At 61.0% G+C, this 19558-nt stretch carries 15 protein-coding genes; 9 read left to right on the top strand and 6 right to left on the bottom strand.

The genetic code is table 11. From position 1 onward, the window contains the following. From AB3X86_RS15890 to AB3X86_RS15900, 3 genes are all read right to left on the bottom strand, one after another. A partial coding sequence (locus AB3X86_RS15890) for an ESPR-type extended signal peptide-containing protein (protein ID WP_368596683.1) occupies positions 1–2267 on the bottom strand: 2267 nt, incomplete at its 3' end. A 4562-nt stretch (positions 2268–6829) separates the two neighbouring features. After that, positions 6830–7531 (bottom strand): DUF2968 domain-containing protein, encoded by a 702-nt coding sequence (locus AB3X86_RS15895; protein ID WP_368596684.1) that lies wholly within the window; start codon positions 7529–7531, stop codon positions 6830–6832. 189 nt (positions 7532–7720) lie between these two features. After that, entirely contained in the window at positions 7721–8329 is a 609-nt protein-coding gene (locus AB3X86_RS15900; protein ID WP_368596685.1) for a hypothetical protein, read from the bottom strand. Between the two features lie 404 nt (positions 8330–8733). Between AB3X86_RS15900 and AB3X86_RS15905 the strand changes: the two genes are divergently transcribed. Beyond that, complete coding sequence (locus AB3X86_RS15905) at positions 8734–9036, top strand: helix-turn-helix transcriptional regulator (protein ID WP_176107853.1); 303 nt, start codon at positions 8734–8736, stop codon at positions 9034–9036. An 83-nt stretch (positions 9037–9119) separates the two neighbouring features. Beyond that, positions 9120–10178 carry an alkene reductase gene (locus AB3X86_RS15910; protein WP_368596686.1) on the top strand — a complete coding sequence of 353 codons (1059 nt, stop codon included), beginning with the start codon at positions 9120–9122 and terminating at the stop codon, positions 10176–10178. A 93-nt stretch (positions 10179–10271) separates the two neighbouring features. On the opposite strand, the gene AB3X86_RS15915 is transcribed toward AB3X86_RS15910, so the two are convergent. Further along, entirely contained in the window at positions 10272–10799 is a 528-nt protein-coding gene (locus AB3X86_RS15915; RefSeq protein WP_368596687.1) for a GNAT family N-acetyltransferase, read from the bottom strand. A 151-nt stretch (positions 10800–10950) separates the two neighbouring features. Between AB3X86_RS15915 and AB3X86_RS15920 the strand changes: the two genes are divergently transcribed. The 4 genes from AB3X86_RS15920 (at position 10951) to AB3X86_RS15935 (ending at position 14173) form a co-directional block, all read left to right on the top strand. Then, positions 10951–11598 (top strand): VTT domain-containing protein, encoded by a 648-nt coding sequence (locus tag AB3X86_RS15920; protein ID WP_368596688.1) that lies wholly within the window; start codon positions 10951–10953, stop codon positions 11596–11598. A gap of 121 nt (positions 11599–11719) precedes the next feature. Beyond that, a complete protein-coding gene (locus AB3X86_RS15925) occupies positions 11720–12172 on the top strand; it encodes a MarR family winged helix-turn-helix transcriptional regulator (protein WP_176380971.1) in 453 nt (150 codons plus the stop codon). A gap of 23 nt (positions 12173–12195) precedes the next feature. Continuing rightward, the gene (locus AB3X86_RS15930) at positions 12196–12762 is read left to right on the top strand and encodes an isochorismatase family protein (protein WP_368596689.1); all 567 of its coding nucleotides are present in this window, start codon (positions 12196–12198) and stop codon (positions 12760–12762) included. 61 nt (positions 12763–12823) lie between these two features. Then, complete coding sequence (locus AB3X86_RS15935; RefSeq protein ID WP_368596690.1) at positions 12824–14173, top strand: MFS transporter; 1350 nt, start codon at positions 12824–12826, stop codon at positions 14171–14173. A gap of 39 nt (positions 14174–14212) precedes the next feature. On the opposite strand, the gene AB3X86_RS15940 is transcribed toward AB3X86_RS15935, so the two are convergent. After that, a complete protein-coding gene (locus AB3X86_RS15940; protein ID WP_368596691.1) occupies positions 14213–15169 on the bottom strand; it encodes a LysR family transcriptional regulator in 957 nt (318 codons plus the stop codon). A gap of 282 nt (positions 15170–15451) precedes the next feature. Here AB3X86_RS15940 and AB3X86_RS15945 point away from each other — a divergent pair, with 282 nt between their 5' ends. From AB3X86_RS15945 to aroQ, 3 genes are read left to right on the top strand one after another with little or no spacing between them, the layout of a single operon-like run. Continuing rightward, complete coding sequence (locus AB3X86_RS15945) at positions 15452–16855, top strand: MFS transporter (RefSeq protein WP_018433499.1); 1404 nt, start codon at positions 15452–15454, stop codon at positions 16853–16855. Between the two features lie 50 nt (positions 16856–16905). Beyond that, positions 16906–17976, top strand: a complete 1071-nt coding sequence (locus tag AB3X86_RS15950; protein ID WP_368596692.1) for a Gfo/Idh/MocA family protein — start codon at positions 16906–16908, stop codon at positions 17974–17976. Between the two features lie 52 nt (positions 17977–18028). Then, positions 18029–18466, top strand: a complete 438-nt coding sequence (gene aroQ, locus AB3X86_RS15955; RefSeq protein ID WP_013091411.1) for a type II 3-dehydroquinate dehydratase — start codon at positions 18029–18031, stop codon at positions 18464–18466. Here the strand turns inward: aroQ and AB3X86_RS15960 are convergent. Then, positions 18463–19542: a hypothetical protein gene (locus tag AB3X86_RS15960; RefSeq protein WP_368596693.1), complete on the bottom strand. Its 1080-nt coding sequence runs from the start codon at positions 19540–19542 to the stop codon at positions 18463–18465. The two genes, aroQ and AB3X86_RS15960, sit on opposite strands and share 4 nt — an antisense overlap. Between the last annotated feature and the right edge of the window lie 16 nt (positions 19543–19558).

A 19558-nucleotide genomic window follows, 5' to 3' on the forward strand; every position in this document is an offset into this window, starting at 1 on the left:
GTCGTCGAGTCTGCGCCCAGCGCTACCGAATTCGCCTGCGTTGCAGCGGCGCGCGCACCCAGCGCCAGTGAGAACTCACCTGTCGCGCCTGCCGTATCACCAAGCGCCACGGCGGCGGCGCCTGTCGCATTCGTGTTAAAACCAATCGCCGTGGACTTGGATCCAAGCGCGTTAGCCCAAGGACCAAGCGCCGTGGCATCCAATTCTGACGCCTTAGCGAAAGAACCAACCGCCGTGGCGTAGCCGCCTGCCGACTCCGCGGCCATACCGATCGCCACCGCATCCTGACCCGTCGCCGAAGAATCCGTACCCGTCGAATTCGCGTGGAAGTACTTCGTGCCCTTCTCGTTCAGGTTGGTGATCGACGTGGTGTTCTGCCCCACCTGCAGGTTCGTCGCGTACAGCTGGGAACCATTCACCGCGTCCTTGCTCGTCGGCGACAGGTCACCTGCGGCCACGTTCTTGATCTTCGTGCCATTGTTGTCACCACCCAGCGTGATCGTGCCCTTCGCGGCATCGTCGTAATGCACCGCCAGCGCATCCGTCCCGCCGCCGGCGCCATTTTGGCTGATCTGCTCAATGGCCTGGTTGGTCGCATACAGTTGAGAACCATTGACCGCATCGGTGCTCGTCGCGCTCAGGCGACCCGCGGCCACGTTCGTGATCGTGCGCTCCTTGCCCGCGCTGCCCACGCTCACCGTGCCAGTCGGATTCGAACCGGCAAAGAAGTAGTTCGTGCCGCGGATGGACGTGCCGCTCGGACTCACCGCAGCCGACGTCGTCGAGTCTGCGCCCAGCGCTACCGAATTCGCCTGCGTTGCAGCGGCGCGCGCACCCAGCGCCAGTGAGAACTCACCTGTCGCGCCTGCCGTATCACCAAGCGCCACGGCGGCGGCGCCTGTCGCATTCGTGTTAAAACCAATCGCCGTGGACTTGGATCCAAGCGCGTTAGCCCAAGGACCAAGCGCCGTGGCATCCAATTCTGACGCCTTAGCGTAAGGACCAACCGCCGTGGCGTAGTAGCCTGCCGACACCGTGCCCACCCCGATCGCCACCGCGTCCGGACCCGTCGCCGACGAATCCGCTCCCGTCGAGTTCGCGTGGAAGTACTTCGTGCCCTTCTCGTTCAGGTTGGTGATCGACGTGGTGTTCTGCCCCACCTGCAGGTTCGTCGCGTACAGCTGCGAACCATTCACCGCGTCCTTGCTCGTCGACGACAGGTCACCTGCGGCCACGTTCTTGATCTTCGTGCCATTGCTGTCACCACCCAGCGTGACCGTGCCCTTCGCGGCATTGTCGTAATGCACCGCCAGCGCATCCGTCCCGCCGCCGGCGCCATTTTGGCTGAGCTGCTCAATGGCCTGGTTGGTCGCATACAGTTGAGAACCATTGACCGCATCGGTGCTCGTCGCGCTCAGGCGACCCGCGGCCACGTTCGTGATCGTGCGCTCCTTGCCCACGCTGCCCACGCTCACCGTGCCAGTCGGATTCGAACCGGCAAAGAAGTAGTTCGTACCGCGGATGGACGTGCCGCTCTGACTCACCGCAGCCGACGTCATCGAGCCCGCGCCCAGCGCCACGTCGTTCGCGTTGTTCGACACCGCACCCATACCGATTGCCACCGAGTCCTTGCCCAGCGCCGACGAATCCGTACCCGTCGAGTTCGCGTGGAAGTACTTCGTGCCCTTCTCGTACACGTTCGTCACGCGGTCATCCAGGTCGGCGATCGACTGGTTCGTCGCGTACAGCTGCGACCCATTTATCGCGTCCTTACTGGTCGCCGACACTGCGCCTTGGCGGAGATTCGTTATTTTGTTATTGTCCAGATCCATTTCGCTACGCACGTGGACGCCGTTGGTCCCACCCAGCACCAGGGTGCCATCGGAGAATCCTGCGACATAGGCGGTCTGCGCTTCACCGTTGGCGGCGCCGCTGTCGTTACCGGCATTGCCGAGCTGGAAAGACTGGGTGCCATCACCGAAGGGATTAGAGCCAGGACCACAACCGACTTGCTTGCTTGTGCCGCCCGGCCCCCAACTATAGCCCCCCGCTGAGTTTGCAGACTGGTTACACAGGACCAGGCTCGAGCCATGGGTCAACGCCAGCGCCATCTGCGGCGCCATGAATGCGGCCACGCCCACAGCGGACGCGATCGCGGTGGCGACGACGCCCGACGAAGGCTTCTTGCCTTTTGCACGGCTGGTCTCGGCCGCGGCAACGAAAGTGCCGGTCTTCTCGCACCAAATACTCCTGTACGACTTGTTCATCAATATTCTCCAGTTCAAAAAAATAGATTCATGTATGCGGCTATGTGGCGACCGCGTCACCCATGTTGTTGACCGTCGTGCCGCTCGCGTTTTAGTTCGGCGCCAAGACGGCGCCGTCTTCGTTCACCGTCCGCACCTTTGACCACCACGATAAAAAAGTTAATTTCCTTCAGCACTGCAATTTGTCACGCATTTACGAATCGACTTTCCGATAAGCGCAGAGCGCTATTCAGACCTGCATCACAGGATCGATGCGCGCAAATGTGAAATTGACATACCGAAATCATCAAAAAAATTATCAATGACGCAGGAAAGAAACCGATTTGCTCCCCGCCGAAATTACAGATGATCTTATTTTTCTTGTGCAGCAAATATAATCAGCATCGTCCTAAAGTCGCCAAATTGAACATAGGACAAAGCCGCAACGAGATCTCTGTCGATAAATTACTCACCCGCTGATCTCGATACTTTCCCGCAATGGAAAATTAATTAAAAAGGCACAAAAATTTCCACCAACAATTCGGAGAGCTCGATAGATGGAATTCCCCAGCTGTGCCCCCCCGAGACAACGTCGGCATCAAGACCTGGAAGATGACAAAGAAGACCCGACGAACGCGCTTGCGGCATTCGAATCGAAACGGTCAAAGGGGAGCAGACACTGGTCGAGCGGGCGTAGCAGCTTGATGTGCGTCAGAACCAGATCGCGAAATGGAGGCGGCAACTTTCAGGGCGTGCGGCGGACATCTTCGTCGCTGTCGGCGTTCTATTGTGTGAGCTACCGGTTGATCTGAACTTGCCGCGCGCCGAGATCCGCGGTAGACGGTTGAGAACGATCGCCTTGAAGGACCCGCGCACCGGGTCAGGATTGCTGTGCGCAACGCGACGCGTAAAAGGAAAAGCTCTGGGGGCGTGTTCGACAGTACATATGCTTTGCCGATTTCGCAGCGGGCCCAGCCCTTAGCGGCGCGAGACCCGGCGTGCGCTACCCATCGCTGCTGGTGAGCGAGACGAATTGACGATGGCCGACTATGCTGACTTCGCGCCAGTTACCTAAGACTCAGGCTCTTCGATCGGCGGCGTCTGTCTAGACGAGGCAGCAAGAATACCCAAGGGCGCCTTGCTCCTGTGCGCCTTCGCGGTCTTGCGAGATCTGTCTATCGAACGTGTTACGGCAGCAAGATCGCTCCGGCCCAGCGCCAAAGCAACGCCCCCCTCGCGCCGGCACGGCAAGGCTGCAACGTCCTATTCGCCGTGCTGCGCGCTGGCTCTATTCGGCCCCGGGGTCAGCACATTTCGCTTGACGAACCACATCGGCGCACCTGCCTTTGGCCCGACTGTATCGAGCACAACCGCGAACAGCGTTTGCTAATCTCCGTTTTTTCCGACCAATCGCGAGTCCCGGCAGATGGACTGTCTTTCCCATTCAAGAAGCATCTGCTTTTTTGATTTTGGCGACTCGAACATGAAATCGGTTACGGTCGACAGAAAATCACTCTGCTGACGCCGGGAAAGTTTCGCGAACCTGATTAGCAATTCTCTTATGCTTGCGAATCTGTCTTGTTTCATCACTTTTTCTCACTCGTGGTTTTCCCCGGTTGCAAAAATTGCAACTTCATCGAACCCAACGGAGGTTTATAACATTCGATCATCTATAAAAACTTGAATCACGGGCCACGTAAAAATGAATTTTCCTTTAATTCTCACTAAAAATCGGGAAATTCATGCATCGTCCCGATTAGACGCGCCGCAGTAAGACACAGGTTCCGCACAGAATCTTTTTTCTATTCCCTTGCGCACCAAGTCGCCATCCCATAGGTGCCAAGTTTGTAGGTCTACGCATTTTTTCCGCGATTCGATTGTCTCTGTGCTCAGATGTAGACAATCGGCGATTTCGCTGACTCAATTTCGCCAGTTCGCGATGTTCCCATTCGTATGTCAGAGAAGGCGTTAGATTGCATCCCAAACATACGTTCGCTGCGCCGCTGGCCCATCCGAGCGTGAAGCGATGACATCAACCAGAATTTTACGGATTCAATCCAACAGCAAAAACAGGGCACGTCTTAAAATATGTAGAAACGAAATGGGCCGATTCCTATTAGCCGTCTTTCAATAGGGCGGTGTCTTAACCGAGGCCTCGGACAAAGAGCGCGTCGTTACGCCATGGATAAGTGAGCCTCGCTGGTCCGATCGGTTTTCGGACGTTATTTGATTGGAACGTCAATGCGAGAGGGGCTACGCACCACGTTGTATCCCGGCTCCATCTGACAACGCGCTCGCCTCCATTCAGTGGCGGATGACGCCGGCCGGCTCGTCGCCAGTCACAGACAGAACGCCTTCATTGCCGATCGAATTCAATGCTTCTGCGAGTGAAGGCGCCACCTGATTGCGAAAAGTTGCCGACTACTTCCGCGGCGACATGACAGCACTTGTATTCGCCTCAACAATGAGCTTGTCGTGGACCGAACCGTACATCTCATGATCTTCTTCTCGTTTCCATTGCCGACGCGCAGCGCACGAGGATTGAGTTGTCTACATCATCAACTCAATGACCTATGCTTACCCGGCGAATCGTCCAGGCACATCCGTGATACGACGATGTTGCATTTTATCCATCCAGCCAGAGTCGTCCGCTCGCACCGCCCATGACGAAATCGGCACGCCGTCGCTTGGGAGCAGGCGTACCCCGGTTGCGGCGGATGCATAGTGATCGACCGCGGCCCATTTCGTCGAGGACGGTGAATGATGCCCTGCTGCTGATGTCGCAACGGGGCGAACTGCCGGGCGAGCCACACCGCCGTTACCCCGACGAACGGCAACTGCACCAATACGCTGAGATGCCGATTCTCTAGCGGAACTTATATTCCTGCTCGCGGCTTCGTTTCCGTAGTTGCGCGAAAGGGCGGCTGAGCTTCCTTTCACCGGCATCCACGCCTCCGTTTGCGCCGAACTGCGAGCCGACGGTACAGTCACCAAAGGGGTGACATCACCCCTTGCAACGGTCTGCGCGGGAGGAACCGACATGGCCCTCAGCGCAATCCATGCCACGAGCACTATTCCGCCCGTTGCAACTACGCTCTCTGCGATTACACGTCGGCGTATTAAACGGGGCTGTCCGTGCCGCGCCTCGATGCATCCGGACGCTGGTTTCGGTGCACTTGCCGCGGGAGTGACCAAGTCCGCTGGTAAGTCAACATCGGCATGGATGCGCGCGCTCGATTCAGGGCACAGCTGCTCCCACCGGCACATCGATCTGATTGCTACGGCACTTAGACAGAACGTTCGTGACAACGCGCCATAGAATCCGATGACCTCAGGACGCAAACTAAAGCGAGAAGGCAGTGGCATCCATTCGTGTCCAAAAGAAGCGGGCAGGCTTGCAAACGGTCGTGAACTTGGCAACGCCATCGTGCCCTCGACTGCAGTAAGGGGAATCGTCAACATCGGTTTTCTCGCAACGCCTCACGGCAAAATTTCATGAGCGCATGGGGGTGTGTCGAAACGGTGTTTCGCGAGACCCATCCACTAATGTGGTCTCAAATGCCTAGCAATGCGCGCTATATTTGATGATTCAAAGTGCGTTTTTGGAACGAATGTGTTAGTGGTAAGCCGTAGCTGGAGTTTTTACGCATCCATCGATTCCGGGTATCACCTCACGACGCCCCTGCCTGTGCGGATATCCTCTATGGATTCACCCTGCCCAGAATCTCGTGCACGCGGGACAACGAACTGCATAAGACCACTCGGCAAGAAGAGCCCACACCTCGGTTTGATTGGACAGACCTGACACTGGTCGGTTGCAAGTACTAGCGCATGCTCTATCGCCACTCGCATCCTTAATCTGCACCGTAGATAGATCCTAGACCTATTAACGCTGACGAAGGATCAGGCATCTTCTCAAAACACTCAGCAAAATAATAAGAAACGTCCTAAATACCTCGTGTTCGTTGTATCGGGTCCAGAGAATCACACCGCCCAATGATTTGGTCAGGTTGAGAACTTCATCCGGGCAACCGTACCGGGACACCGAAAGGTGATGGGGAGATCTGCACGCGGATGGCAAACCCGCGTTGACGAGCATTGGGTTAGGCGAAACGACTGTGAGCACGCGGCTACATATGAAGTCGCTGCAAATCAACGGTATCGTCGATACGGTTGCACGACACCACTCTCAACGAGCTCTACCACCTCGCCCTCCGCAAGATGATCTCCTAATCGATCGTCGCTTTGCGGATTGACCTTGTGCATGGCTCGACCACTATTCGCAATGAGCAAGAGCATCAAGGATCCGGAAGTCATAGAGAGACAGTTCTTCGAACCCGCCTATGTATTCGAAATTGCAAGGAAAAAACCATCTCTCATTGACGGCTCGTTTCTATCTGCATGACTATGTTTCATATCGAGACCGAGACAATAGACGTTAAGCCGCTACACAACTTTCGACCGTTCCCACTTCGAGTGCGCTGACTAACACTCGCTCGATACAGTACACGAATCACCCAGACACCCGGAAGCAAGCATGAGGAGGAAGCCATCGAGCGCGGGCTCGCAAGATTGCTGCGGATCTATTTTGCGCCCGGCAAACCGGCTTCATTCTGCCTTTGCAGTGTATCGACCTGACGTTGCAGTTCGCGCAATTGCGCCTGCGCTTGCACCTTTTCCGCGCGCAGTACAGTTGCCTCGGCCTGCATTCGACGCTGACGATCGTCGACCTGCGCCTGCTGCGTGCGGGCAACATCCAGATCGGCCTGCAGACGCCGCGCGCGGTCCGCTGACTGCGCGAGCCCTCGATTGAGAAACGCGTTTTGCGCTTCCAATTGCGTGCGACGAATCTCGACTTCTGCTAACTGCGCAGTCTGCTGCACGAAGCCTGCATAGATTGCTTCGGCACGTGCCTCGTCCTGCGACTTGATAACACGCCAGAAGTGGCGATCCTGAAACAACGCAACGTAGTATGTCATTTCCTGGGGATAGAAGAAGAGCGTTGCGCCGTAACTACCGTTGTACGTCGTCCGCAACTCCGTCAGCTTCGCGTCGTGAATCATCTGGATCAGTTCGGCGACATAGCCTTGCACGTCGCTGTCGGCCGCTGCGCCAGATGATGCTCCAGATGCGGGTGTGGCCGGTTGCGCTGTCAGCGCGCTCATCGCGGGTCGCGTGCCGACGACTGGAGCCTCGCGCTCCTGCGCCAAGGCCAGCCCCACATGCAGGGACGACGACGCAAGGGCAAGCAAAGCAGTCAACCGCAGGAAAAAAGAGTACCTCATCGCAAGTTCTCCTATGTGAGTCTAATTCTCAACAATGAATGTCATATTGGAAACAACGTCACGGGCTTCGGTCGGAACGTGTTACGAAATCTGCAAATTTTGTGCGGCTTTCGATGGTCTTATCGCGATACCAAACGCTCCATCAGCTCCGAATATTGCTTAGGGATTCGATATGTCATCAACGAATTGTTAGGCGAAGCGGTGGTGGACAAAGTCGACCTTCAATTGTCCTTCCCGAATTATATGTATCACTTCGATGCCGAACAGCCTTACGCTGTATGGTTGCCTCGTCGAGCGCGTAGAGAAAATGAAAAATTTCGCCCTTCTGCGCGGAGCGGTAAGGTCAAGCCGAGAGGCATAAATGCTCTTGGTTTGCTCCCGTGTTTCGATCGGCACGCCGGCGCGCTCCGAGATATCGCGCAGAGTGTCTTCGATCCGCCCTGCGGATGAACCACTGTAGGACTCCGGCATGACAAGCAATGCAGCGTCGGACAACTGATTATTGGCGATCTTGCTAACCAACTTTTTCGGAGCCAACACAGCCATGTCCAAAGCCGGGCTCGGTTGCATTGCGCCGGATGCGTTCGCGCGACCGACCATCTCCGTTACCGCCACCCAGGCCGATGCACCCAGCAAGGCAACCATGCCGAACAGCAACACGGCGGACGCCGGGGAGTTGAAGTGGGAATGCACGAAATGACTCTTTTTGATGTACGAGCAATTGCGCACGTATTCCGTAGATACGGCAACCGCATCGTTCCAAAACCTCAAAGTCGGAATAAACAGGGCCGTAGGCATGAATCACATTGCTTCAAACGCACCGAAAACCTCACTGACAAAATGTAATCCTTTCGCACGACACGCCCCAGTAAGAATAAGCGCTAGGTTATGGACTACCGTTAGCCGAGAATATCGGCCAAATCCGATTATTGAGATAATCGGAGAGAGCGAGGGCGATTGCGTCAAAAGGAGTTTCGCCCTATTTCAATGCGAAGCGAAACGAGCGCGTTCGCCGCAATTTGGCCGAATAACTTCGCTTTTCGCGAAGTTTCAACTTTTTTGGCTTGTCGAAACGTATCGCCCCATTCAGAGTAGTGCTTTCACCCATATCGTGAAGGTCCGATATATGATTCGTTCCGTAGCGATGCATGTCGTGCACGTGATACCGCGTGCCGCTTATCGAACCCCCTGAAACCATCCACATGACGCCCGATTTCGACGCGATCCACAAAGCGCTGGCCAACCCGGTCCGCCGGGAGATTCTCGGCTGGCTGCGCGAGCCGCAAGCGCATTTCGCCGATCAGGAGCTGCCGCTCGACCACGGCGTGTGCGCGGGCAAGATCGACGCGCGCTGCGGCCTGTCGCAGTCCACCGTGTCGGCGCACCTCGCCGCGTTGCAGCGTGCGGGGCTCGTTACGTCGAAACGGGTCGGTCAATGGGTGTTTTTCAAACGCAACGAGCCCGTCATTCAGGCGTTCCTCGAATACATGAACACCACGCTCTGAGCGCCGATCTCGCATCGCCGCGTTTCCTTTTTCACGCAGTTTTACGAGGCTCGGGCCCTGCCCGCCGCCAAAGGTGAACTCTCATGCCGACTCTTTTCGATCCGCTGCAAATTGGCGATATCACATTGCCGAACCGCATCATCATGGCGCCGCTCACGCGTCAGCGCGCCGAGGAAATCCGCGTGCCGAACGCGCTGATGGCGCGCTACTACGCCGAACGCGCGAGCGCCGGCCTGATCCTCAGCGAAGCGACGTCGGTCACGCCGCAGGGCGTCGGCTACGCGGACACGCCGGGCATCTGGTCGCAGGAACAGGTCGAAGGCTGGAGACTCATCACGCAGGCCGTGCACGACGCGGGCGGCAAGATCTTCCTGCAGTTGTGGCACGTCGGCCGTATTTCGGACCCGGTGTTCCTGAACGGCGAGCTACCGGTCGCGCCGAGCGCGATCGCGGCCGGCGGTCACGTGAGCCTCGTGCGTCCCGAGCGTCCGTTCGTGACGCCGCGCGCGCTCGAGCCCGATGAAATCGCCGGTGTCGTCGAAGCATTCCGCAAGGGCGCAGAAAACGCCAAGGCCGCAGGCTTCGACGGCGTAGAAGTGCACGGCGCGAACGGCTATCTGCTCGACCAGTTCCTGCAGGACAGCACCAACAAGCGCACCGATGCCTACGGCGGCCCGATCGAAAACCGCGCGCGTCTGCTGCTCGAAGTCACCGACGCGTGCATCAGCGTGTGGGGCGCACACCGCGTCGGCGTGCATCTCGCACCGCGCCGCGACGCGCATACGATGGGCGACTCCGATCCGGCAGCAACGTTCGGCTATGTCGCGCGCGAACTCGGCAAGCGCAAGATCGCGTTTATCGCGGCGCGTGAAGCGCTCGGCGACGACCGCCTCGGCCCGCAGCTGAAGGAAGCGTTCGGCGGCCCGTACATCGTGAACGAAAAGTTCACGAAGGAAACCGCGCAGCAGGTGCTCGACGCCGGTGAAGCGGATGCGGTGGCCTGGGGTCAGCTTTACATCGCGAATCCGGATCTGGTGCGCCGCTTCGCTGAAGATGCGCCGCTGAACAAGCCGGTTCCGGCGACGTTCTATGCGCGTGGTGAAGTCGGCTACACCGATTACCCGGCGCTGGAAGCGGTGTAATCGATCGTGACAGCGGGCTGATGTCCGCTGTATGAAATGGCAAAGCGGCGGTCGTGACTGAATTTCAGCCACGCCCGCCGCTTTTTTTGCGCGCTAGGCCAGATCGCGCCGCATGAACACCCGTTTCGACTCATCGAGCCCGCGTGCGATATGCGCGTCGCGCCGCGCGAGCAACGCCGCGTCGAGTTCAGCTGTGGCGAGGTCGCGAAAGCCGAGCCGCCGGTAGTACGGCGCGTTCCACGGCACGTCGCGATACGTCGACAGCACGAGTTGCGTCAATTTCCGCGCGCGCGCGATTCGCGCGACCTCTTCGATCAATGCCGCGCCGATGCGTCTGCCCGCGTGCGAGGTCAGTACATCGAGCTCCTGAACGTAGATGCGCGTCGGCTGCGGCTCGAACATCAAGAAGCCTACGCAAATCTCCTGCTGATCTAGCGCGACGATGATCTCGCGCGCTTCGATCTTGCGCTCGACGACCTCGCGCGCCATCGGCGGTGCGTCGGCGATTCCGGTCATGCCGACGCCGAGGAAACGCAAGCCCGCTTCGAATTCGATGGCGCGAATCGTTTCCGCTTCGTGCGGCGCGGCATAACGGAAAGTGATGGCGGGGTCGTGCGACATGGCGTTGCATCTGATGAAGATCACCCGAGTTTGACATCGGTGCGGCAACACCGACAAGCGTCAAACGACATAAATTCGCGTAGGCGCCCTGCACCTACGCTCGCGGGACTACACTCATCAGATCCGAACGCCACCTGAGGCTCAGGCCAACATGAACCTGATGAATGTGCTGCAGATCGCGCTGCACCTCGACCAGCACCTGAGTACGCTGACCGTGCAATTCGGCACGGCAATCTACGCACTGCTGTTCGTCGTCGTATTCGTCGAATACGCTTTTCTGCCGCTGTTCTTTCTGCCCGGCGATCCGCTGATATTCATCTGCGGCGCGCTCGCGGCCACCGGTGCATTGAACGTGTGGATCATCGCGCCCGTGCTGTTCGTCGCGACGGTGGCCGGCAGCATCGTCGGGTATGCGATCGGCCGCGCGGTCGGCGACAAGGTCTACACCCGCAATTACTACTGGCTCAACCGCAATGCGCTGAGCCGCGCCCACGCGTTCAGCGAAGCGCGCGGCCGCCTGACCTTCCTGCTGTCACCTTACATCGCCGTGGTGCGCACGTTCGCGCCGTTCGCCGCGGGCGTGTCGCAAATGATGTTCTCGCGCTTCGTCACGTTCGTCACCGCCGGCGCGGCGCTGTGGATCGTGTCGCTGATCGCGGCCGGCTATCTGTTCGGCAACGTGCCGGTGGTGCGCGAGCATCTGAGTTCGCTGGTGTTGCTGGGCCTCGCGCTCGGCGGTGCGATGCTGGCCGGCGCCGCGGCATGGCGCTTTTTCAACCGGCGGATGCGGGCGCGTTGAGCGCAATCGTCGCGCCGCCCTCGCGTACGGCGTCCCGTCACATCAAATCTTGACCCGAGCGAAATACGAAGGTAGCCTTAGCAGGATACCTTCACATCATGTCATCGCGCGAGCTCATCGCATGAGCAAGTCCCCTCTCCCCGTTACGCCGGAAGAACTGCATACGCTGGCCGAAGACCTGCGCGTGCTGGTGGGCAAGCTACGCCGGCGTCTGCGCGAGGAGTCGCATGTCGGCGACTTCACGCCGTCGCAGGTGCAGGTGCTGAATTTGCTGGAACGCGAAGGCCCGGCCACGGTCACCGCGCTCGCGCGCGCGCACGGCATGCGTCCGCAGTCGATGGGAGAAACGCTCGCGGCATTGAAAGCCGCGGGGCTCGTCAACGGCGCGCCCGATCCCAACGATGGACGGCAGACGGTTCTATCGCTGACTCCGTCCTTTCGCAAGAAGGTCAAGGCGAGCCGCGCAGCGCGCGAAGACTGGCTGTATCGCACGATTCAAACGCGCTTCACGCAAGCCGAACAGCAACAGCTCGCGACGGGCGTCGATCTGCTGAAACGCCTCGTCGATCTGTAACTCGTCAATCGCAGGAGCACTTCATGGCACTCACCACTCTCGATGCCAAAACCGCACTGATCGTCGTCGATCTGCAGCGCGGCGTCGTCGCGTTGCCCACCGCGCCCCATCCGGCCGGCGAGATCGTCGAACGCTCGGTTACGCTGCTCGACGCGTTCCGCCGCCACGGCCTGCCGGTCGTGCTCGTGAACGTCACCGCCGGCGCACCGGGCCGCACCGAGCAGGGTCGCCACTCCGCCGACTTCCCGGCCGGTTTCGCCGATCTGCTGCCCGAACTGAAGCAGCAGCCGTCGGACCATCTGGTCACGAAGCGCACGTGGGGCGCCTTCACGAACACCGATCTGGCCTCGTATCTGCAACAGCAAGGCGTCACGCAAGTGGTGCTCGTCGGTATCGCGACCAGCATCGGCGTCGAATCGACCGCGCGTTTCGCGAGCGAGGCCGGCCTGAACGTCACGCTCGTCGTCGACGCGATGACCGATCTGAACGCCGACGCGCACACCAACAGCATCACGCGCATCTTCCCGCGCCTCGGCGAAACCGGCACGACGCAGGAAGTGCTCGATCTGCTCGAACGCTCGCGTGCTTAAAGCCCGAATTGCAGCGAGTCACTACCCATGCAGTCCACCCCGCGTTGAGGACACCCCTGCCGTGAGCACCACGTTCCGTTCGCTGCGCATATTCAACTATCGTGTCTGGGCGAGCGGCGCGCTAGTCTCGAACATCGGCACGTGGATGCAGCGCACGGCGCAGGACTGGCTCGTGCTCACCGAGCTCACGCATCACAACGCGACGGCGGTGGGCATCGTGATGTCGCTGCAATTCGGCCCGCAGATGCTGTTGCTGCCGCTCACCGGCTACGCGGCCGATCACTTCGATCGCCGCAAGCTGCTGTTCGCGACGCAGACGGCGATGGGCACGCTGGCACTGGCGCTCGGTCTGCTCACGGTCACGGGGCTCGTGCAGCTTTGGCAGGTCTACGTGTTCGCGGGGTTGCTCGGCTGCGTGACCGCGTTCGATTCCCCCGCGCGCCAGACCTTCGTATCCGACCTCGTCGGCGAGCGCGATCTCGCCAACGCGGTCGGGCTGAACTCCACGTCGTTCAACGCCGCGCGTATGCTCGGCCCGGCGGTCGCGGGTCTGCTGATCGCGTCGGTGGGCAGCGGCTGGGTGTTTCTGATCAATGCGCTGTCGTTCGTCGCGGTGCTCGGCGCGCTGCGCATGCTGCGGCTCGACCAGTTGCATATCAAGCCGCGCAATGTGCGCTCGCGCGGCAGCTTCGTCGAAGGCTTCAAATATGTGTGGACCCGTCCCGATCTGAAGGCGGCGCTTCTGATGCTGTTCCTGATCGGCACCTTCGGCCTGAACTTCCCGATCTTCATCTCGACGATGTCCGTCACCGCTTTCCGTGCCGGCGCCAGCGAGTACGGCCTGCTCAGTTCGACGATGGCGATCGGCTCGGTCACCGGCGCACTGCTCGCCGCGCGCCGCGCGCGGCCCACCATCGGGCTGCTGCTCGGCGCGGGCGCGATATTCGGCATCGGCTGCACGACAGCCGCGCTGATGCCCAACTATGTGCTGTTCGGCATCGTGCTGGTCGTGATCGGCGTGTCGACGCAGACCTTCACCACCTCGACCAATAGCCTCGTGCAACTGACCACCGAGCCCGCGATGCGCGGCCGCGTGATCGCCATCCTGCTCGCAATCGCGCTCGGCACCACCCCGCTCGGCGCGCCGGTGGTCGGCTGGGTCGCTGACCGTTTCGGCCCGCGCTGGGCGCTCGGCGTCGGCGCGGCATCGGGCTTCGGCGCGGCGCTCGTCGGTCTTGTCTATCTGATGCGCTACCGGCAGTTGCGCTTCTATCGTGAAGGCTGGCGCCTGCGTTACAGCATCGAAGACCCGCGGCCCGTCACAGCCGCGACGGTGTTTCCCGACTCCATCACGACGCTTCAGCGCAGCGAGCTCGACGCGGCGGAAGAGGATACGGCTTCGAGCGTGTAAACACGCAAGCAGTGAGCGCCGGACCCAGGCAGGCGCAGTTCAGAGTCCGCCCACGCCGCGCGTCACCAGTGCATACGGTCCGCGTGTCAACTGCTCCCTGAGAAACTCGATGCACACCTGAATCCGCGCCGACGACGACAAGCGCTCGGCCGTCACCGCCCACACATCGGCGGCTTGCTGATAGTCGGGCAGCACGCGCACCAGTTCGCCCGCGCGCAGGCTCTCGGCCACGTCCCAGACCGACACCATCACGATCCCGTAGCCCTGCTTCGCCCACTGCACGACGATGTCGCTCAGGTTCGACGCGACCGTGCCCGTCACCTTCACGCTCTTTTCGCCGTGCGGCCCACTGAGACGCCAGACCCCGAAGCGGTCGTCGCGGCCGCGAAACAGCAGGCAATCGTGGCCGGTCAGATCGTTGAGTTCGACCGGCGCGCCGTGCTGCTCGAGATAAGCCGGTGACGCGCACAGAATGCGCGCGCTCTCCACCATCTTGTGCGCGATCAGATGCGGCTCCTGCACTTCGCCCACGCGCACGTCGATATCGAAGTTCTCGCCCACCACATCCGCGCGCCGATCCAGCAGTTCGAGCCAGACTTCGAGGTTCGGGTGACGCTCGCGCAGCATCGCGAGAATCGGCGACACGTGCTTGCGGCCCAGCCGCAAACTCGTGCTGATGCGCAACAGGCCGCTCAGCTCGGTGCGGCGATCGGCGAACGCGTCGGCCATGCCCTGCACGTCATCGAGAATTTTTTGCGCCCATTGCAGCGCGGCTTCGCCGTCGCTCGTTACGCTGACGCGGCGCGTGGTGCGCTGAAACAGCTTCACGCCGAGACCGGCTTCGAGCATTGCGATGCGCTTGCTCACATGCGACGGCGACAGCCCCATCTCCGTCGAGGCCGCGACAAAACTGCCGCGCCGCGCGATATGACAGAACAGCTGCAGATCGCGCAGGAAGGATTCATTCGTGGCTGTGAGCGCATGCTGATTTTGCATCTGGACGCATTGTGTCGGCGCATAACGCTATTACCCTAGCTCCAACGGATTGGTGGGGCAAGGGCCGGTCGTTTGAATGCCGGTCTGAATGCAATGCCCCGCGCACTGAGACATGGTTAACCCGCAGTGCGCCGCGGCGGCGTATGACATGCGTCGACCATGCCGTTGTGCTGCACCGCGGCAACGAGATCAGGAAAATCCTGGCTTGCGCGGTGCCCGTTTAAAAGCGCCAATGATTCAGCCGTAGAAGCTGACAAAAACATTTCCCATTCAGGAGACGACATGCAAACGAACGCATCGGCAAGTAGCGGGCATAGCTCGCAGGCGCGCAAGGCAACCGCCAGCGGCTGGATCGGCTCGGCACTCGAGTACTACGACTTCTTCATCTATGCGCAGGCCGCCGCGCTCATCTTTCCTCAACTGTTCTTCCCTTCCGGCAACCCCAAGATCGCGATCGTCGCATCGCTCGCAACCTACGGCGTCGGCTACGTCGCGCGGCCGATCGGCGCAATCGTGCTCGGGCACTGGGGCGATACACACGGCCGCAAGAACGTACTGCTGCTCTGCATGTTCCTGATGGGCCTATCGACGATGGCGGTCGGTTTGCTGCCGACCTATCACCAGATCGGCTTTCTTGCGCCGGTGCTGCTCGTCGTGCTGCGGCTGATCCAAGGCTTCGCGGTCGCTGGTGAAATCTCGGGCGCCAGCTCGATGATCCTCGAGCACGCGCCATTCGGACGACGCGGCTATTACGCGAGCTTCACGCTGCAAGGCGTGCAGGCCGGGCAGATTCTCGCCGCCGCGGTATTCCTGCCGCTCGCCTATTACATGGACGACGCCTCGTTCAACTCGTGGGGCTGGCGCATTCCGTTCCTGCTCAGCGCGATCGTGCTGATCGCCGGCTACATCATCCGCCGCGAAGTCCACGAAACGCCCGCGTTCGAGAAGGAAGGCGCGAGCGGCGGCGTGCCGCGCTCGCCGATCGTCGAAGCGTTCAAGTACAACTGGCGCGACATGCTGCGCGTCGTGCTGTGCTCGCTGATGAACGTGATCCCGGTCGTCGCGACGATTTTCGGCGCGGCCTACGCGGTGCAGCCGTCGTACGGGATCGGCTTTTCGAAGAGCCTGTATCTGTGGATTCCGGTCATCGGCAATATCGTCGCGGTGCTGGTGATTCCGTATGTGGGCAATCTGTCCGACCGGATCGGCCGGCGTCTGCCGATCATCGTCGGCGCGCTCGGCGCCGGGCTGCTTTCTTTCGCGTATCTGTACGCGATCAGCATCCACAACGTGCCGCTCGCGATGGTGATGTCGATCCTGATGTGGGGCGTCATCTATCAAGGCTATAACGCGATCTTCCCGAGCTTCTACCCGGAACTGTTCCCGACGCGTTCACGCGTCTCCGCGATGGCGATCGGCCAGAACATCGGCACGACGATCACCGCTCTGCTGCCGGCCCTGTTCGCCTACGTCGCGCCGCCGGGATCGCACAACGTGCCGCTCACGATCGGCGCGATCACGTTCGGCATCACGATCGTCTGCGCGATTTCCGCATGGAGCGCGCGCGAGAACTTCCGTGTGCGGCTTAGCGACCTCGGCGAAAAGAACGTCGTGCCGATGGACAAGCTCAGCTACGACGCGCTGCGCGCGCAAAGCATGGCCGCAGGGAAAAAGGCCGTTGCTTGAGCCCGCTTGCCGGTTAGCGCGTCTAATCAGTACTTTCAGGGAACCCGCTCATGACCAGCACCCGGATCGCCGTCGCCGGCGCGGGCTACATCGGCCGCGCTCATATGGCGGTCGCGCAGCAAAGCGACGCGTGCACGCTGTCGGCGATCGTCGATCCGTCGCCCGCGGCCTCCGCGCTCGCGGCCGAGGCGGGCGTGCCGCTGTTCCGCACGCTCGACGAGCTGCTTGAACGCGATCGCCCCGACGGCGTGATTCTCGCAACGCCGAACCAGCTGCACGTCGAACACGCGTCGCGTTGCCTCGCGGCGCGCGTGCCGACGCTGCTCGAAAAGCCGATCGCGCCGAGCGTCGACCAAGCGGAAACGCTCGCCGCCGACGCCGAGCGCAGCGGCGTGCCGCTGCTGATCGGTCATCATCGCGCGCACAGTCCGATCATGGCGCGCGCGCGGCAGCTGATCGACGAGGGACGGCTCGGCAAGCTCGTCGCGGTGATGGGCAGCGCGGTGTTCTTCAAACCCGACGAGTACTTCGCCGACGCCGACTGGCGGCGCCAGCCCGGCGGCGGTCCGATCCTGCTGAACATGATTCACGAGGTGCACAACCTGCGCATGCTGTGCGGCGACATCGTCGCCGTGCAGGCCTTCTCGTCGCATGCCACGCGCGGCTTTCCGGTCGAGGATACGGTCGCGATCAACCTGCGCTTCGCGAACGGCGCGCTCGGCAGCTTCATGCTGTCCGATACCGCCGCGAGTGCGCGCAGCTGGGAGCAAACATCACAAGAGAACAAGGCCTATCCGTCGTATCCGGACGAAGATTGCTACGTGATCGCGGGCACCTTCGGCTCGCTCGCGGTACCGACGATGCGCCTGAAGACCTACACCAAAGCCGCGGACCGCTCGTGGTGGAAGCCGTTCGACGTCAGCGTCGCCGACATGACGCGCGACGATCCGCTAAAGCTGCAGCTCGAGCATTTCGTGCGCGTGATTCACGGCAAGGAGCCGCCGCTCGTGAGCGCGCAGGACGGTTTGCAGAATCTGCGTATCACCGAGGCGATCGTCGAAGCGGCCAAGACCGGCGCGGTCGTCGATACGACCCGCGCCGTCGCGGCGGCGGTCCACTAAAACAAGCTGAAGTTGCGTCGATACTACTCAGTTGATCACTCAGGATGGCTATATGAAAACATTCGTGATGCTGCACGGCATCAACCACAACATGTTCGGCAAGCGCGATCCCGCGCAATACGGCACCATCACGCTCGAAGAAATCGACGCACGGCTGCGCGCGCTCGGCGACGAGCTCGGCGTGCGAGTCGACAGCTTTCAGACCAATAGCGAAGCGGCGATGTGCGAGCGCATTCACCAGGCGTTCACCGACAACGCCGACGGCGTGCTGATCAATGCCGGCGCGTGGACGCACTACAGCTATGGCATTCGCGACGCGCTCGCGATCCTGACCGTCCCGGTGGTCGAGATCCACATGTCGAACATTCACGCGCGCGAAGCGTTCCGGCATCAGTCGGTGTTCGCGGAGATCGTCAAAGGGCAGATTTGCGGCTTCGGCGTGGACAGCTATCTGCTCGGGCTGCGCGCGGCGGTGTCGGCGGCGGGCTAGCGCCACGTTTCGGTCAGCTCGTTGGCCAGCACCATTTTGTGGCGAACCACCTCGACGAAGGCCGGGTCGATACCCGGCTGCGCCTTCAGGAATTTCAGCGCGGCGGAGTGCACGGCGCGCAACGCGCCGCCGTCGATGCCCGTCATGCGCGCCGCGCTGCGCCGCGTTTCAACGACCAGATCGCGCGCGCTCGTGAAGTCGGGTGCCAAGCCGCATTGCGCGTCGAACGCGGCGCTCAGACTGGTCGCGTAGCCGCGCGACTCGCCGAGCCGCTCCATATCGATCAGCAGATCGACGCCCTCACCCATGCGCAGCGCGCAGAGAATCCACAACGCAATGAACGCGCGATACGCGTTGTCGCTGTCCACCGTGCGCGCGAACTGCTCGCACGCGAGCGCATACGCGTCATCGGGCATCGGCGGCAGTGGCGGCAGGCGCACGCCGCACGCGCCGATCGCCTCGCTCACCAGCGGATCGATCTGATTCAGACCGAGCACGCGAAACGGCGCGGCGACAAAAAACGCATTGCTCCATTGCTGCCGCAGCAGCCAACCCGACGCGAACTGCGACGCGGGATTGCGCAGCACACCCACGTGCAGCGCCTCGGCAAACGCGCGCTTCAGCCACGGCAGACGACCGCCGGTGCGGCAAAACTTGAACACGGGCACGCGCCCCTGCCCGATCGTGTGTGCGCTCAGCGCGTGCAGATAGGCCTGTAGTGACGGGAACGTCGCATCGGGCTCGCGCGTAAAGCGATCGATGCTGAAGCGCCGGTCGTAACCCGCGACGCCGCGCGCGTCTTTGCGCAAAAACGGCCGGTATTCGTCGAAGTATGGTGCGGCGAGCGGCGGGTGCCCCGAGGTCAAGGTCGGCCGCGAGGCGGGCACGTCGGCGAGCTTGAGATCGGCGAGCACGTTGCTGAGCGGCTCGTAGAAACCGGCCGCGCCTTGGAGCTCGCGCAGCCGCGACCACACCCACGTGCCCGCGCTGCGCCAGCCGGTATGCAGAAAAACTGCCTGTTTCAGCGGAGTATTGGGCGCTGCGTCGTTCGCGGACGACTCATGAGGCAACGACATGGGACTTCTCTTCCAA

It is taken from the genome of Paraburkholderia sp. BR14374 (assembly GCF_040948685.1).
Taxonomy (GTDB): Bacteria; Pseudomonadota; Gammaproteobacteria; order Burkholderiales; family Burkholderiaceae; genus Paraburkholderia; species Paraburkholderia youngii.